13 protein-coding genes and 1 tRNA gene are annotated in these 16,395 nt (G+C 33.8%); all 14 read right to left on the bottom strand.

The window, feature by feature from the left end; genetic code table 11:
- Positions 1 to 59: 59 nt before the first annotated feature.
- The 14 genes from ABWU47_RS01990 to ABWU47_RS01925 all read right to left on the bottom strand — a co-directional run bounded on the left by ABWU47_RS01990 (position 60) and on the right by ABWU47_RS01925 (position 16,349).
- Complete coding sequence (locus tag ABWU47_RS01990; RefSeq protein ID WP_077188430.1) at positions 60 to 1,127, bottom strand: quinone-dependent dihydroorotate dehydrogenase; 1,068 nt, start codon at positions 1,125 to 1,127, stop codon at positions 60 to 62.
- Positions 1,128 to 1,257: 130 nt separating this feature from the next.
- Positions 1,258 to 1,329, bottom strand: a tRNA-Cys gene (locus tag ABWU47_RS01985).
- Positions 1,330 to 1,334: 5 nt separating this feature from the next.
- Positions 1,335 to 2,231 (bottom strand): class I fructose-bisphosphate aldolase, encoded by an 897-nt coding sequence (locus ABWU47_RS01980; RefSeq protein WP_038228077.1) that lies wholly within the window; start codon positions 2,229 to 2,231, stop codon positions 1,335 to 1,337.
- Between the two features lie 64 nt (positions 2,232 to 2,295).
- Entirely contained in the window at positions 2,296 to 4,602 is a 2,307-nt protein-coding gene (locus ABWU47_RS01975) for an AAA family ATPase (RefSeq protein ID WP_006279917.1), read from the bottom strand.
- Positions 4,603 to 4,805: 203 nt separating this feature from the next.
- Positions 4,806 to 6,032 (bottom strand): DEAD/DEAH box helicase, encoded by a 1,227-nt coding sequence (locus ABWU47_RS01970; protein WP_049973634.1) that lies wholly within the window; start codon positions 6,030 to 6,032, stop codon positions 4,806 to 4,808.
- A 35-nt stretch (positions 6,033 to 6,067) separates the two neighbouring features.
- Entirely contained in the window at positions 6,068 to 6,319 is a 252-nt protein-coding gene (locus ABWU47_RS01965) for a cold-shock protein (protein ID WP_006279919.1), read from the bottom strand.
- 174 nt (positions 6,320 to 6,493) lie between these two features.
- The gene (locus ABWU47_RS01960; protein ID WP_010081974.1) at positions 6,494 to 7,828 is read right to left on the bottom strand and encodes a TldD/PmbA family protein; all 1,335 of its coding nucleotides are present in this window, start codon (positions 7,826 to 7,828) and stop codon (positions 6,494 to 6,496) included.
- 18 nt (positions 7,829 to 7,846) lie between these two features.
- The gene (gene atpG, locus ABWU47_RS01955; RefSeq protein ID WP_010081973.1) at positions 7,847 to 8,719 is read right to left on the bottom strand and encodes an ATP synthase F1 subunit gamma; all 873 of its coding nucleotides are present in this window, start codon (positions 8,717 to 8,719) and stop codon (positions 7,847 to 7,849) included.
- Positions 8,720 to 8,917: 198 nt separating this feature from the next.
- Positions 8,918 to 10,138, bottom strand: coding sequence for a hypothetical protein (locus tag ABWU47_RS01950; protein WP_006279922.1), 1,221 nt, complete (start codon positions 10,136 to 10,138; stop codon positions 8,918 to 8,920).
- A complete protein-coding gene (locus ABWU47_RS01945) occupies positions 10,135 to 10,866 on the bottom strand; it encodes a hypothetical protein (RefSeq protein ID WP_038250643.1) in 732 nt (243 codons plus the stop codon). The genes ABWU47_RS01950 and ABWU47_RS01945 overlap by 4 nt, the downstream gene beginning before the upstream one ends.
- Positions 10,859 to 12,088 carry a lipoprotein-releasing ABC transporter permease subunit gene (locus ABWU47_RS01940; RefSeq protein WP_353285736.1) on the bottom strand — a complete coding sequence of 410 codons (1,230 nt, stop codon included), beginning with the start codon at positions 12,086 to 12,088 and terminating at the stop codon, positions 10,859 to 10,861. Before ABWU47_RS01940 ends, ABWU47_RS01945 begins: the two co-directional genes overlap by 8 nt.
- A gap of 280 nt (positions 12,089 to 12,368) precedes the next feature.
- Positions 12,369 to 13,577, bottom strand: a complete 1,209-nt coding sequence (locus ABWU47_RS01935; protein WP_077188429.1) for a hypothetical protein — start codon at positions 13,575 to 13,577, stop codon at positions 12,369 to 12,371.
- A gap of 128 nt (positions 13,578 to 13,705) precedes the next feature.
- Complete coding sequence (locus tag ABWU47_RS01930; protein ID WP_006279926.1) at positions 13,706 to 14,998, bottom strand: sugar phosphate nucleotidyltransferase; 1,293 nt, start codon at positions 14,996 to 14,998, stop codon at positions 13,706 to 13,708.
- 112 nt (positions 14,999 to 15,110) lie between these two features.
- Positions 15,111 to 16,349: a hypothetical protein gene (locus tag ABWU47_RS01925; RefSeq protein WP_253303522.1), complete on the bottom strand. Its 1,239-nt coding sequence runs from the start codon at positions 16,347 to 16,349 to the stop codon at positions 15,111 to 15,113.
- Positions 16,350 to 16,395 lie beyond the last annotated feature (46 nt).

The raw sequence follows: 16,395 nt of genomic DNA, 5'->3' as shown, positions 1-16,395 counted from the left end.
CACCTTTATACCAGAGAATTAGTTTTATTTTATTAAAATAATACCACCAACTTCCAAAATTAATGTATACAACCCACCACCTCACTAATGTTACTAAATCCATCTCTCCTTATTAGTTCTGCAAGTTCTAGATTAATTTTGTTTACAACTTGAGGTCCGTGGTATATGAGAGCAGTGTACAACTGCACCAAAGAAGCTCCTGCCTTTATTTTTTTATATGCGTCAGCACCACTTGAGATTCCTCCGCACCCTATCAATAATATTTTGCCCTTAGTAAATTTGTACATATCGCCCAATAACTCGGTTGAAAGTTTAAACAGCGGTTTGCCACTCAACCCACCACTCTCATTATGGTGAGAATGCAGATTATCTCTACTTACCGTAGTGTTGCTTACTGTTAATCCGTCAATCTTATATTCCAACGCAAGCTCAGCGATATTTTCTTTCGTTTGCTGATCTACATCTGGTGAGATTTTTAATATTATTGGTATGGATTTAGAATTATCAATTGATTTTCGGGTTAGAGTTACGGATTTCAACAATTCCGATAATTCTTGCTTATTGTGCAGATTGCGTAAATTAGGCGTGTTTGGGGATGAGATGTTCAGCACTATATAATTGCTCTTTCCATATACTATCTTTATTAAGTCAACATAATCGCTGATTTGGTCCTTTGATGTACTGTTTTTTCCTATGTTGATGCCAAAAATGCAGTCATCAAGCTTGGTTTCATCTATTTGTTTAAGAAAATAGTCTATTCCTTTATTGTTAAATCCCAATCTGTTAATTACCCCTTGATCTTTAATTAACCGAAAAATTCTTGGCTTTTTGTTTCCATATTGTGGATTACGAGTTACAGTACCAGTTTCAATAAACCCAAAACCAAATGAGAGCATAGGCCTTATAACTTCTGCATTCTTGTCAAAACCTGCAGCCAGACCTACGGGGCTTCTGAGCTTATTACCAAAAAAATTCACACTCAAAGATTCTGGTAGCTCTATAGGATTCTTATAAGGTATTTTCTTTAATGCCATAATTGCCAAAGAGTGAGCAACTTCGGGCGGTAGTAAAAATAGTAAATTACGTTTGTAAAACACTTTGCTTATTTTTAGTTTATTTTTTACCATGAAACGCTATAAGAGTATAACCATAACTTGAAAAGAAATTGATTTTACTATGGATAAGCTTTCTCTATAGGTTACACACTTAAAGCTACTGTTGAATTGAGCAACTTTTACAAGATATAGAGAATGAAAGAGGCCGGGACCGGAATTGAACCGGTATAAAAGGATTTGCAGTCCTCCGCATAAGCCATTCTGCCACCCAGCCGTTTTTTATGTGTAGATATCCATTATATCTTTTAGCATAGATAAAGCCTCCTCCCTTTTGCGTTGAAAAGTGTTACGTCCAATGATTGAACCATTACCGCCACCCTGCTTAATTTCTTTCGCTTCATTGTATATGTTATCTACTTCCTTCGATTCACCACCAGAAAAAACTACTATTCTTTTCCCTGCAAAACAAGACCTTTTAACATATTCAATTCTTTTAGATAATGATTCAATATTTTCTGTTTCTATTTTCTCCCTTTCCAAATATTTAGTTGGAAGTTTTACTTTTATTATATTAGCGCCAAGCAAAGCTGCCATGTGCGCAGCATAGGCAATAACATCAACTGCTGTTTCACCTTCTTTGGAAATCCCTTCACCGCGTGGATAAGACCATAGCACTACTGCAAGTCCATAAGATTTGGCTTCAGCTATGATTCCACGGGCTTCCTCCATCATATCGAAACACTTAGCAGAACCAGGATATATAGTAAATCCGACAGCTAAGCATCCCAAACGCAGCGCATCTTTCACAGAAGAGGTTATTGCCTGATCAGAGGTTAGATCCTTTGAATGTAAAGAGTTGGAACTATTAAGTTTCAAAATAAGTGGGAGCATTCCAGCATAAGTTGCAGCACCAGCTTCAATCATACCAAGTGGAGCAGCATATGCACTTACTCCCGAATCAACCGCAAGCTGAAAATGATAATGTGGGTCATAAGCATCAGGGTTAACTTCAAAACTTTTAATTGGACCATGCTCAAATCCTTGATCTACTGGCAGAATCACTAACTTGCCAGTGCCGCCAAGCTTTCCATGCATGAGAATACGAGTAAGATTTGCTTTTACCCCAGGGTTTTCACTTTCGTAGTAGCTCAGGACTTGTTTTACTTTATCACTTATCACTATAATTCAAATTGAATTTAAGTTATAGATTGTAACAAAGATGAAGTTCAATACAAGGATTTTAAACTATATCAAAAGCAATTTTATTTTTTACTTTATTCATATAGATTCTTAATTTCTTTCCTTTTATTAATTTACGATTCAGTATTTCTTCCGCTAAGTAACTTTTTATCTCTTTTTCAATAAGTCTCTCTATCGGACGTGCTCCCATTTCCTTACTATAACCCATTTGTACAAGATAAGATTTCACTTCATCCTCTACTAAGCAGTTTATGCCTTTTTGCGTCAGTTGCTTTTTCAGTTCTAGGATAAATTTATCCACAATATGCAAAATCACATCCGTACTTAAGTCGGAAAAAGAAATAATCGCATCAAGACGATTACGAAATTCAGGGCTAAAAACCTGTTCTATCGCTTTTTCACTATCACCAGTGTTAAATTTTTTATGCCCAAAGCCAACAAAACTTTTGCTGCGTTCAGCTGCTCCTGCATTAGTTGTCATAATTAAGACTATATTGGAAAAGTCAACTTTACGTCCGTAAGTGTCTGTAACACAACCATAATCCATAATTTGTAGCAATATATTATAGATATCGCTATGGGCCTTTTCAATTTCATCAAGCAACACAACACTATATTGATTGTTAGATACAGACTCTGTGAGTAATCCACCCTGATCATAACCTACATATCCAGGAGGAGAACCAATCATCCTTGATATCGTATGAGACTCAATATATTCGGACATATCAAAGCGTATAAGATTCATGCCCATGCTTTCTGCTAATTGTTTTGCTAGCTCGGTTTTACCAACACCGGTTGGCCCTGCAAAAAGATAATTTGCTAAAGGCTTATTGTAATTTCTCAACCCAGATTTAGCAATTTTAATAGAATTAACAAGAGATTCTATTGCCTGCTCTTGGCCAAAAATCACCTTCTCTAGATTAGCTTTTAAAGACTTTACTTTCTGCAAATCATCAGATTCAGATCCGCAAGGCACATTTGTAATTCTAGTAATGGTATTCTTAATATCTCTACTATTTACAATTTTACCCCTGTTTCTTAGCAATTTACAATATGCCCCTGCCTCATCAATAACATCAACCGCTTTATCAGGTAATATTCGCCCAGTAATATACTTATGCGAAAGTTCAGCCGCAGACCTAATGGCATTCTTTGTATAATATACTCCATGATACCCTTCATAGTAGTGCTTTATACCATCTAGTATCTTTATCGTTTCATTAACAGAAGATTCTTTAACATTAATTTTTTGAAACCTTCTCGCTAGTGCTTTATCTTTTTCAAAACTAGCGCTGTATTCTCTATATGTGGTTGCACCTATACAACGCAGTGTACCTCTTGCAAGCGCAGGTTTGAGTAGGTTACCTGCATCAAGAAAGCTACCACTTGTAGAACCTGCTCCAATGATAGTGTGTATTTCGTCAATAAAAAGGATAGCACCTGGTTTTGCCTCAATCGCTTTTATTATAGATTTTATTCTCTCTTCAAAATCACCTCTATAGCGTGTCCCTGCAAGGAGTGACCCTAAATCCAAAGCATAAATTATACTGGACCTGAGCGCACTTGGAACACTGTTTTCAATGATTTTGAGTACCAAACCCTCAACTATTGTGGTTTTGCCAACACCTGGATCTCCAACATATAAAGGGTTGTTTTTTCTACGCCTCAATAATATTTCTATAGTGCGATTTAATTCATAATCACGACCAATAACATAATCTATTTTTTTGCTTCTTGCATAGTCATTTAAATTTTTACAATAACTTTGTAGAATTTCCTCATCTTTTAGTAGCTCACCTTTATTTACTGTAGTAGGAGCATCATTATTTTTATCAAGTTTTACTTTATGATTAGTGGTGTATTCATCTATATCGTTAGAATATTTCATGTTAGATATGTGGTAAATCAAATTGGAATCTTTCGCACTTTGTTTCTGCAATAGATCTTCAACGTATAAATCTTGCCCAGACAAAATTTCTACTAGAACACTTGCTCCATTTATTTCTTTTTTCCCCAAGCTATGAGCCCGTATTATTGCTCTGTGTATTATGCATTGAAACATTGAGCTAGGTTTAACTCCACTGATAATCAATTCAGAACTGCTTTGTAAAAACCCTTTTATATTATTATTATAATCATTAGCCTTAATATTGCATCTTGATAGAATGTTATCCATACTGATGATTTCATCGGCTCTGATATTACATCTTGATAAAACGTAATTTACATCCACGTCTTTAGTTAACGCCAGCAATAAATGTTCTACTTTCGCATATTTAAGATTAAAATTAGAAGCAATGAATAGTGCTCTATTCAAACTTGCCTCTAAGTTTTTGGAAATCATCTCCTATTCTCTTTAAAAGTGGGAACTCATATATAATGAATAGCACACAATTATTAAAAAAATTGAAATCCAGCAGTTCGCTGTAGCCAATTTGAATCCCACTCTGGATCTACGTCATAGCACCGCAATATCTCAGCATAGATTCCGCTAATGAGTAGCGGAATGGCGAGTTTTACGCTTATCAAATTGTAGGTAAATCCTATTTAATACGCTTTTTCTAGTACTCTGCTTTTCTTCTTAAATGCATTGATCTTTTTTCTACCGTATTTAGTCTTTAACGTACTTGGCCTTTTAAAGACCTTTTTGCTGTTACGTTTTTTAAATTGCACACTACAATCAAAATTTAGCTCTCCTTCTTTGTCTGCCAGTGCAGGCAGTCTTCTCTTATCTTGAGGTGTAACAAAAGACAGCGCATACCCTTCAGCTCCAGCGCGTGCAGTTCTACCTATACGATGAATATAGTCAGCTTGCGATTGTGGTGCATCATAATTGATAACATGTTGAATGTGGGGAATATCAAGGCCGCGAGAAGCAACATCTGTTGCAACCATGATTTGATTACGGCCACGACGAAAAGAATTAATGACCCTTTCGCGCTTGTGCTGCCTTAAATCACCATGAATTGCTAAAGCGCTATAGTCATCTTTGTGCAATCTGTTAGCTAGCTGATCCGCTCCTCGCTTTGTTTTGACAAAGATAATGATTGATCCTTCGCGCTGACATAGTTGTGTAACAAGCTTTTCATATTTTTCTGATTCTGATGCATAAACAATTTCTTGCTTAATTTTTACAGAAGTTGTAGCCTCACAATCAACAGAAATACGTTCTGGTCGATTAAGGTACTTCTCAGCAAGTTTTACTATATCTCCAGGAAGAGTTGCAGAAAACATAAGAGTTTGCCTTATTTTAGGCAAATGCTTCATAATTTCTTCAATCTGAACTCCAAAGCCCATATCAAACATACGATCCGTTTCATCAAGCACAAGAACGCTAACATTGCGATTAATCAAAGTTTTACGCTCAATATGGTCTATAATACGACCAGGAGTACCTATTACAATTTGTGGTTTTTTCTGAAGCTGATTTAGCTGCCTAAAAATAGGCTCACCACCAATCAACAAAGCGACCCTTAGTGCAGAATTTTGAGATAAGAGTTTTCTTATCTCATTTGTTACCTGATGCGCAAGCTCTCTGGTTGGCACGATGACTAAAGCTGAACCAGTGTTAGGCTCATTCAGCAACTTAGCAACCAACGGAATAGCAAATGCTAAAGTTTTTCCAGTCCCCGTTTGAGCAGATCCGAGAATATCTTTACCTTGTAGCGCTAAGGGAATCGCTTGTATTTGAATCGGAGTTGGGACGAAAAGATTATTTTTATCTAGAGCTTGTCTAAGCGAAGCTGGGAGACCCATCTCATGAAAATTATTCACAATACGTTAATCCTGTTAAAAGACTTCATAATAGATTAATCTTCCAATCTTAAATTTATTGCAGATTTTTTATCTTCTCCGTTTCTACCGCGCTCCTCTTTAACCTCATAACTCACCCTTTCTCCTTTTATTCCCTTCTCTTTATTCTCTCCTTTAAGTGCCTCAGGTCTTATTCCCGAACGTTCCAATGTGCTAATATGTACAAAAACGTCACCCCCTTTACCTTCTGGCTTGATGAAACCATAGCCTTTTTCGGCATTAAACCATTTTACATTACCAAATTCCATTTAAACAACTCCTAAATTATTAACTAACATTACTAATGTGATGAAAAACTTTGAAATTACGATTGAGAATGCTTTAAGCTTAGCTATTGAAACTAAACCTTTATACTCCATAGTCTATTCTTAACATTACATGACAATAATACACAATTGTTGTACTTGATGCAAATAAATTTTTTAATCGTTAAGCGAACCTGCAACCGTCATTTCGCTAACTTTAATCGTTGGTGAATTAAATTGCCCACAAAAAGTTAGATCATCTGCAACGACTAAATTGCTAAACATATCCTTCAAATTGCTAGCAATGGTAATCTCATGTATTGGATACGTTATTTTTCCATTTTCTATAAAAAATCCGGAAGCGCCTTGGCTGTAATCGCCATTGATTAAATTGACACCAAAACCAAATAAATCAGTTACATATATTCCCTCTTTCACTTCCTGAATTAATTCTTCAAACGATACATCACCATTCTCAATGTAGAGGTTACTAGCTGCAGGAATAACTGCAGCATTACTTGCACGAGTTGCACTTCCGGTTGTTTCTGAGTCTAATTTTCTAGCCGAGTATAAGTCTAAAATCCAATTTTGTAATATTCCGTTTTTTACAAATATATTTTTCTTGCTAGTTATCCCTTCTCCATCAAATGGTCTCGATGCTATGCCTCTTGGCAACAATGGATCATCGATAATATTAATTCTATCGTTAAAAATCTGAGCGTTTAAACTACCCCTCAAGAAAGAACTGTTGCTTATAATACTGCTCCCATTTATAGCAGAAGCAAAACTTTTTACTAGCCCTTTTGCTGCTCTTTTTTCAAAAATAACTGGAAATTTACCAGTTTTCATTGTACGTGAATTCAATTGATCAACTGCTCTTTTTGCTGCTTCTTTTCCCATTAACTCTGGCAACTTTAAATCACTAAAATTACATGCTATATCATAATCGTAACCAACCTTCATTTCACTTTCTCTTCCAGCAACAACAGAGACCTGATTAGCAAAGGTTGATTTACTAAACGAGCCAATAAAACCAGAAACAGTCGATAATACTGTATTCACTAAAGCGTATGAAGAAGAGGCTCCTTCAGAATTAGTGATACTCTTATGTGCAAGGGCTGAATTTTCTGCAGCTTCAGCAATTTCTTTTAGGTTATCAACGGTTACAACATTATTATCTGAGATACTTAAATCTGCAGAAGAGATATAATTACTACCATTTACAGCAAAATTAATGCAAGGATCTTCTGGCGCATTCTTTGCCATTTCTACCACTTGGCTTACTGTATCACTCAGATTATTCAAATCGTTTGTAGAAATATACGCAGCTTTGTTTTTACCTGCTATAGCTCTGATTCCTACAGTGCAATTTTTAGATTGTGATATTTGCTCAATTTTTGATAGACGCTGAGAAACTGAAGTCTTATTAGTTTCATATATTGTAACTTCCGCATCTTGATTTTGCTTTTTTATTAGTTTAGTAATATCTGCTGCAATATTTAATATATTCATTTTCTATTCCTTAGATTTCTATAAAGATTCTGCACCACCTATAACTTCAATTAAATCAGTCGTAATCGCTGCTTGACGAGAACGATTATAAAGCAATGCTAATTTGTTCAGTATCTCTTTAGTGTTTCTGTTTGCTGATTCCATAGCAACCATTCTAGCACTATTCTCACTCGTTGCACTTTCAAGTAAAGCAGAGTAAAGAGCAATTACAACGTAATCTTGAACCAAAGATTTTAAAATAAATTCAATATTTTGTGGTTCATACTCATAGCCGTAATCTGTTGTTGGACCAGCCAGAGAGCTATCAATCAAGGATGAGTCTTTACTCCATGGTTTTATTGTTTCCAACATTGGTTTTTGCGTGAAGGTATTATAGAATTTACTATAAAAAACTTTAACTTTATCGTATTTACTTAAATCTATACCATCAACCAAAGCTTCTACGTGCTTTAACGTGATTCCCTTACTATTTTCAATTTTTAAGATACTTTTAGAGTCAAATCTATTTTTACCTACATCAAAAGCTTTTTTACCAAGAAATACAATATCTACTTTTTTGCCATTTGCGATTGACTTATTTACACGCTCTTGACTAAATTTGACAATAGAAGAGTTAAAGTTGCCGCACAAGCCACGATCAGACGCAATAATGAATACTAGGTAAGAACCGTCGTTACTGACATTTAGAATTTTTGCCAGTAATTCTTGATCAACTGATAGCATTAATGAAAAAATAATGTTATGCAGCTTAGATACATATAATTTTGAATTTAATAACTTCTTTTGGCTTTGTAACAACTTTGCTGCAGAAACCATTTGCATTATTTTCGTGGTTTTCTGTACAGACCTAATATTCTTAATTCTTAAGGATAATTCCTTTAAGCTCTTCATTTTGTATACAACCCTGATTTATTAAAATATATAACTGTTAGTGTCTAAAAGCAAGTTTTTTTGACATTAAAACCAAGTCTAGCTAAGAAACTTGCAGGTTTATTGTTTGGAGATAAGGATTATATTAAGAAAGTGCTCTAACTTCAGCAATATCAATGTGAAAGTAGCCTAATGGTAATTTCTACACTTTGTGGAATTTTATAATATATAATAAACACAATTAAAACTATTACAACTTGAACACTTATGGTCCCATTGTTCTAGTTCCCTGTTACAATTTTTACATTTCCAGCCTGGATCAGGCAAAGCTTCTGAGCCCATCTTGTTTAGCCAATAAATTACCTTGTCGTGTTCTTGCAATGTAACCTTGAGTTGTATTACAATAAAGTAGATTGACATGTAATTAGCTTTTTTCATAGCAGTGTCTAAATATTGACTTGCAAGATCATATTTACCTGAACTCATTGAGGACAAAGCAAGTAAACAGTAACTAAAATAATAATCAGGGCGTAAGTTGTATAGTCTTTCAGCACCTTTACTATTTAAATTGATGTACATTTTAGCTGACTGAGGAGTAGGATTTACTGTATACTCTGCCTCTAGCACTGCAGAAGCTTTTCTGATTTTTCCAAGTTTAATATATAATTCTGCCTTTAAATAATTGATGGGCTGAAAAATTGCACTATAACGTTGTGCTCTAAATAAAGACTTTATAGCCTCCTTAAAATTTCCTTTACTTTCATATTGCTTTGCTAAAGCGCAATAAAACACTGCAAACATTTCTTTATGATCAAAGGGGAGAAAAATATTGGACTTAACTGCTTCCTTCAACCTCAAAATTGCATTAATCCAATCTTCTTTCAATATGCCATGCTCTATTTGAAAGGGAATAGATAGCATTTTATCGTTAATTGAACTAGAGCAATATTCTATAAATTTTTGAAAGACTACTTTTTCTTGTTTGAGGTGGACAATCAGCTTATTGGCTAGAAGTAGAGCTAAGTTACGATTTTTATTTGCAATATTTGTTAAACCGTTACTGAAAAAGCTGTAATTTCCCGTCTTACCTGAGTTAAAGAGCTTTATTAAAGACAACCTATCGCTCTCCTCACTCAGACTTTTAACTAGCTTTTGGGCATTCTCTATATTGTCTAAGTCTATGCTAAAGAAAGCTTCAAAGAGAAGCAATTCTTCCCTATCCCTTCTTCTATTTCTTATGTTGGCAAATGTTGATGAAATGGAGGAAAAAAAGCGTACAAGTGTAATTAATAAAAATAATAAAACTACACAAGTAAAAATAATGAAATATAGATCAATACTTATAGTGTAATTGCCTAATTCCAATTTTATTACTTCACCACTTACCTTGACCCATATACCAAATAAAAACGAAAAAGCGAAAATTATAAAATAAATCATGAGATATATTGTAATAAGTGATGATATATTGTTGAAATATTCTTAGAAGCTACAATAAAACCATTCAATTTATTCAGCCATGGCTTGAATTCTGAATGCGTTAAATTGCTTACTGTAACAGTTATATTTTGCCAATCATTATCATTTATTGACTCCTCAATTTCTGCGAATTTTACTCTTAATGGATCATTTCGGTCGTCTACCTTTATCCAGTTTGAAATGATTTTTTTAGACAATGTACTTTTGTTGTAATCGATAGTATCAATAGTTTTTTCAAAAGATAACTTCAATTCGTGTAAGGTATTTATCTCTTTCAAATTTTCTAATTCATCTACTGCATTTTCTATCTCTGGATCGTCAAGCTCTGATATCAAAGGCTTTATTGAATTTATATGGTTATCAAATTTTGCTTCTCGCAATAACGAATTCTTCATTTTAACCACAAGTAATAGCAATTTTGCAAGGTTCTTACATCTTGAGTTATTATCACCTTGCTCACATTGAGTATGCTGACTTCTCTTGAGGTCAAATATCTTTTTTTCTATTCTAGATTGATTAACTTCAAGCAACATTCTAAATTCATCCATGTTTTCCGTTAAAGCTTTCACATTGTTTTCACTCTCTTGCTGATTTATTTTTAAAAAGATTATGTTATTTATTGTGATGTAACCGGTAAATAACAATACAATTAAGAACCAACCTATGTACTTTTGCTGAGTATCATTCATAACGTAGTATCTCCGCAGGATCTTGTGCAGCTGCCTGCAATGCAGGAGCAATTGTCGCTAAAAATGATAAGAATAATGCAAGTGCAGAAATGTTCACTACATCTTGAGGAACTAATATCATTGGCAAACTTGAAAAAAAGTATATCATAGGATCAAACAGCTTGACGTTAGTAATGTTTTCTAAAAACACTCTAATGCTTTCGATATTGAGAGAAAAAACGACACCTATAATACAGCCAAGACAAGTTCCCGTAAAACCGATTAATAGACCACAAGCGCAAAATATACGCATAATGCTTCCACTTGTTGCACCAAATGTACGCATAATTGCAATCGCGGATTTCTTTTCTTGCACTATCATCATTAAATTTGAGATAATATTAAACGCTGCTACAGCTATAATCAAAGTGAGAATTAAAAACATCACATTTCTTTCAGTTTTTAAAGCACTAAAATAATGGCTTTGCTGTGATTGCCAACTTTCAGCTTCCATTCCTATTTCTTTTTCTATAGCATCTGCCAGCTTATCAGCTCTAGTAACGTCGTCTACAAGTACTTCTATATTTTTTATGCTATTTTTATAATTAAAAAAGGCTTGTGCTGATTTTAGAGGCATATATATCAAGGTATTATCATACTCAAACATACCCATATCAAATATTGCTATAACTTTATATTTTTTCATTCGCGGCATTTCACCAAGTAATGCATCAAATTCTTCAGATGATATAAACGTAATTTCGTCGCCATAGTCAATGTTCAAAACTTCTGCTAAGCGTGCTCCTATTATTATCCCTTCATCAAATTTTTTTACATCACCTATAATTACATTATTTGTAACGGCAGTACTATCAAGCAAATCTTTAGTTGACACACCTCGCACTACGCTACCTGCAATTTTACCATTTGCTACAATAATAACTTGATCATTGGTCATAGGAGTAGCTTTTAATATACCAGGAATTCTCTCAATAGATTTTGAAACTGCGTAGTAATCTGAATTTATGTTCCTATCAAAATAAACGTTAATATGGCCATCAATGCCAAGTATTGAGTCAAGCAACTTTGCTCTGAATCCGTTCATCACAGACATCACCACTATTAGTGTTGCAACTCCAAGGGCAATGCCGATAATAGAGAACAAAGTCATTATAGAGCAAAATCTGGCATTTCTTGCTCGCAAATAGCAAGCAGCCATAGTAATTTCAAAGGCAATGGACATTACAAAATATTTTGAGGTTAGACATTATATTTTTGAAACTTCGTATAATTGTAGACTTTTCTTTATTTAAAAACTAGAGATTTTTGCTTCCTTAAATTTAGCAGACTTATAGAGTATCTTTAACATTAGAATTTCAAAATCTTCCATATACATCATCCAACCTCACTATATCATTATCAGATAAATGCTCTCCTATCTGAAATTCAACTATTTCAAGTGGAGAGCTTGTGCTTTTATAACATAGAAAAAATCAAGAATATTATTGGGTTTATTCAATAAGTTATAATTCTTTCCTTCCATAATTTTCAAATTGTACAACTAGTTGCTTTACATTTACATCTGTGAGAAGAGCATTTTTGCTAACATGAGGTCTCGGATCAGATTTTGCTGATAAGGGATTCATCTGAGATATTTCATCCCTCATTGGAAATAAGCGAGATTGGGAAGCAACTTTTGGTGATGGCCTAGTTTTTTTCTCCACATCTATATTCACTTGTGCAACAGGAGGGGTCCTGCTTTCAATAGTTTGCGCATTAGGACTTTCTTTTGCTTGATTTTGTTTGAATTTTTTTCTTATCTCTTGTACTTTAATATCGATATTATAATTAATTTCTTTTTCCATAGAAGATACTACCATTTCTAGCTTTGTGCTTGATTTTTGATCAGTATGACCTAACTTTTTAAGTTTTAGTGGTAATTCAGGTTTATCTTTAGTTGATTTAGGAACAGTTCCTACTACTTTTGGTTTTTGTCTAACTTCTTGACCAGCAGTAAACATTTTTTTTGGCAATGGTGGTGCTATTGATGATTTTGGCAATATTGGAGGTTTAGATTGTTGTTTTTGTTTAAGTTCTCTTTTTGCTTCCATATGTTCTTTAGGAACTGTTACATAAATTAGCTCTTCTCTAGGCGATTTTGAACTTTGTGAATTTTCTGTTAAAATTTTACTCTTCTTCTCTTGATAATTTGATATCTCTTTGTATCCAGGCTTTTCATCTAATGAATTTCCATGGCCTGAATCATTATAATTAACTTCTACTTGTCTATCTTCTTTTAGAAAACTGCGTTCTGGCTTTTCTGGAGCTATTGCAATATTTCCTCTTTCAACTTGCTCCAAACCTGAAATTTTACGATAAGCCTCTAGATATTCAAAGATTGTCATTGAAGTAGGAGGAGGTAATTTATCAATAAAACTACTTATATTCTTAACTGGAACATTTCTTCCCGAGATTCTATTCAATATTTCCTTTAATATCTTAAGACCTGATGGCTTTCCATTCATCGATTTTACATAATCAATTGAGTCACTACGTATAACAAACTTAGCTACATCTTCTGCCTTATCTGTAAAACGCTTTAATGCCTGAGATAAATCCCTTACCGTTTTATTATAATGTCTAATAGTTACTAACTCATCTCTTGCTTTTATAGCTTCTTTAAGGAAACCGAGATTTTCTCTATAATTGTCACTTTTAAATGGATCCTTCATATTAATTACAACTCATTATTTATTAAAATATGGGTATAGGTTTAAAATATTAAGATTTAGTAAATATTATTTTTTACATAAAGCAGCTATACCCATATTATAAATTGCCAACAAATGCATTTATGGCGTTACCATATTCTTCCATATACATCATCCAATCTCACTATATCATTATCAGATAAATGCTCTCCTATCTGAAATTCAACTATTTCAAGTGGAAAGCTTGTGCTTCTATTTTCAATCCTATGGGAAACTTCCCTTGGGATTTCTATCATATGGTCCTTTGCTATAGCATATTCTTTGTCTTCTAAACTAACATATCCAACTCCTGATAGCACTATATGGTATTCATCTCTATAGTGATGGAATTGCTTAGAAGTGCAGCTTAATGGATTGATAAAAAGATATTTTATAAGAAAATTTTCGCTCATTAAAATTATACTACAAAATCCCCATGGTTTAACTTCTTTCCTTATCACCTTTACTTTCTTAACTTTATGAATAAATGAAATTAGACTTTTGTTTGGTTGCTTACAAGCTCCACTCAATAAATTTTTATTACTTTCTGTCGTTGAAACTGGTTCTTTTTCTCTAATCACATGCTGAAATGATGCCGGTTCTTTACTAAACTTCTCACTCAATTCTAAAACTGAATTCCAAGTTCCAACATCCAACCAATCGAAATTAGCTTCTATCATTGCAACGTTTTTTGCTTTCTCCATCACCAAGTAATCAATGGATATGCCTTCAATTCCTGCAAAATCTCGTTGTTTTAAATACAGAAATCTCTCTTGCGGTGTGAAATATTTAAAACATAAATTGTAAAGATTCGGGGCAGATTTTTTAATCTCATCTATGTAGCGTTTTGCTTTAAACACAAATATTCCAGAGTTCCAATAATGATCGTTACTTAACTTACGCTCGGGCTTTTCTGTAAAATCTTTCACTATATAACATTTTTCTTTCTGATCATATACTGCATTTATATAGCCGTATTCAGAATTGAATTCATGAGGCTTAACCCCAAAAGTGACTATAGAGTTAGTTTCAGAGGCTAACTTAGACGCTTTTTGAGTAGAAGCATAAAAACTATTCAAATCACCTATAAAATGGTCTGAAGGCAGAATTAACATTGTCTCGTTTTCATTGCAGAGAAGTGCAGCAATTAATATTGCCGCTGCTGTTCCAATTTTCACTGGTTCGAAAATCACTTTATATTCTTGCAGTGCATGCAATTCCTCCATCACTAATGACTCGTACTGTATATTTGTAGCAATTATGGGCGGCATATAATCGCTTTTTAGCCTCAACAAAGTGTTGTGAAACATAGTGTTCTGACTAAATATTTTCTGAAATTGCTTTGGCTTAGATAAAGGCCAAAGTCTGCTACCACTACCACCACACAATATTACAGGGCGCATTTAGTTAAGATATTAATTAAATAATTAATATCTTATACTGAGGGCAAAATACATGCAAGTTTTTGTTGTGGAATAGTTAATAAAGAAAGTAAATGTTGATTTAAAGTAATTGCTAATGAGAGTGATCATGTGTAGCGCCTTGCCCTTGCTGTGAATTTCTTCTATTTTGTAATTCCTCAACATGACCTTTTCTTTTATCACTTAATATTTCATTACCCTTATTTTGTTCTTCCTCAGGACTCTTTAGTATTTCATTACTCTTGCTAACTTCTTTATCATCCCCTTGTTTCTTTGGCCTTCTAGCGTTAAGCTCATCCCATGTGCCCACTAGTGAATCACGATTCCCATGATCCGGCTTTAGCCTTTCTTCACCTTTAATAACATTAAAGTCACTTTTTGCTTCTTCCCAACATCCTTTCAATTGGTGTTTCCACATAGTAAAGTAAGCATCACCATATTTTTTCTCATTTGCTACAAACAATAAAATTGGGGCCTTAAGTATTGTAGCTACCATATTTACTGAATTCTTCACTGCCATCGCAGGGGTGAACAAAAGATAGCCAAAAGACTTTGCAATTGGGTTTTGTTTGCTTATTAAATGCTCCCCTAACTTTATAGGAAGAGAAGTCAACAATTTAGTACAAACTTTAGCCAAGCTTGTAGCAAAAACGATAGGAACAGATATAAGACTTTTATCTAGCTCTAGATTACCATCCTGATCTCTAATTTCTGAAAAATGGGTGCTTAGCTTCTTGTAATCACTAGTGTATAATAATTCTCCATTTCTTCCTTTTTCATCAACAACTTCCTGAACTTTACCTTCTTTATTTTTTACCTCTTTAGTTAGCACAGAAGAATTAGTTAATTCAAATGGATATTGAGGATCCTTAGTTTTTTCAGCTTCAAAAATTGGCACGTGTTTTTTCAAATCCATTCTCGAAAAGCCTAATGGCTCAAAATATGACTTATGCAACTCATTTATCGGAATTTGCTTACCCTGATTGTCTATATAATTGATAGTAAAATAAGATCTATCATTATCTTTATCTTTGGTAACTAAAGATAATCTGAAACTTGGTTGTTCTCCATTCTCATCTTTTTGACCATACAAAAGTTTATAGGTTGGATTTTTATCTTTATCTAGTATAGCATTTCCATGCATATCCCTGTTTTCTATGATTTTAGCAGACTGTACAATTTGATCATAATTTTTTGGATACTGGCATTTCCTTCCATCATACATCATTACCTTTCTAAGGTCTTCGACGTAAACTTGAGATTCAGGTGAAGTAAGCAGACCTTTTGCTTTAAGTGTAAGATCTATTGCTCCCTTTTTTAATGCTTCAAACATATTGTCAAACCAAAATCGCTATAATGCTATAGTTCAATAATAAAAC

It is taken from the genome of Wolbachia endosymbiont (group A) of Gastracanthus pulcherrimus (assembly GCF_964028265.1).
GTDB lineage: Bacteria > Pseudomonadota > Alphaproteobacteria > Rickettsiales > Anaplasmataceae > Wolbachia > Wolbachia pipientis.
This window is presented reverse-complemented; position numbering and strand designations above follow the sequence as displayed.

Bases quoted from the DNA above. Each gene is read 5' to 3' on its own strand.
- ABWU47_RS01975 (WP_006279917.1), bottom strand. From the start codon at position 4,602: ATGATTTCCAAAAACTTAGAGGCAAGTTTGAATAGAGCACTATTCATT.
- ABWU47_RS01960 (WP_010081974.1), bottom strand. From the start codon at position 7,828: ATGAATATATTAAATATTGCAGCAGATATTACTAAACTAATAAAAAAG.
- ABWU47_RS01950 (WP_006279922.1), bottom strand. From the start codon at position 10,138: ATGATTTATTTTATAATTTTCGCTTTTTCGTTTTTATTTGGTATATGG.
- ABWU47_RS01965 (WP_006279919.1), bottom strand. From the start codon at position 6,319: ATGGAATTTGGTAATGTAAAATGGTTTAATGCCGAAAAAGGCTATGGT.
- ABWU47_RS01945 (WP_038250643.1), bottom strand. From the start codon at position 10,866: ATGAATGATACTCAGCAAAAGTACATAGGTTGGTTCTTAATTGTATTG.
- ABWU47_RS01940 (WP_353285736.1), bottom strand. From the start codon at position 12,088: ATGTCCATTGCCTTTGAAATTACTATGGCTGCTTGCTATTTGCGAGCA.
- atpG (WP_010081973.1), bottom strand. From the start codon at position 8,719: ATGAAGAGCTTAAAGGAATTATCCTTAAGAATTAAGAATATTAGGTCT.
- ABWU47_RS01990 (WP_077188430.1), bottom strand. From the start codon at position 1,127: ATGGTAAAAAATAAACTAAAAATAAGCAAAGTGTTTTACAAACGTAAT.
- ABWU47_RS01935 (WP_077188429.1), bottom strand. From the start codon at position 13,577: ATGAAGGATCCATTTAAAAGTGACAATTATAGAGAAAATCTCGGTTTC.
- ABWU47_RS01930 (WP_006279926.1), bottom strand. From the start codon at position 14,998: ATGCGCCCTGTAATATTGTGTGGTGGTAGTGGTAGCAGACTTTGGCCT.
- ABWU47_RS01925 (WP_253303522.1), bottom strand. From the start codon at position 16,349: ATGTTTGAAGCATTAAAAAAGGGAGCAATAGATCTTACACTTAAAGCA.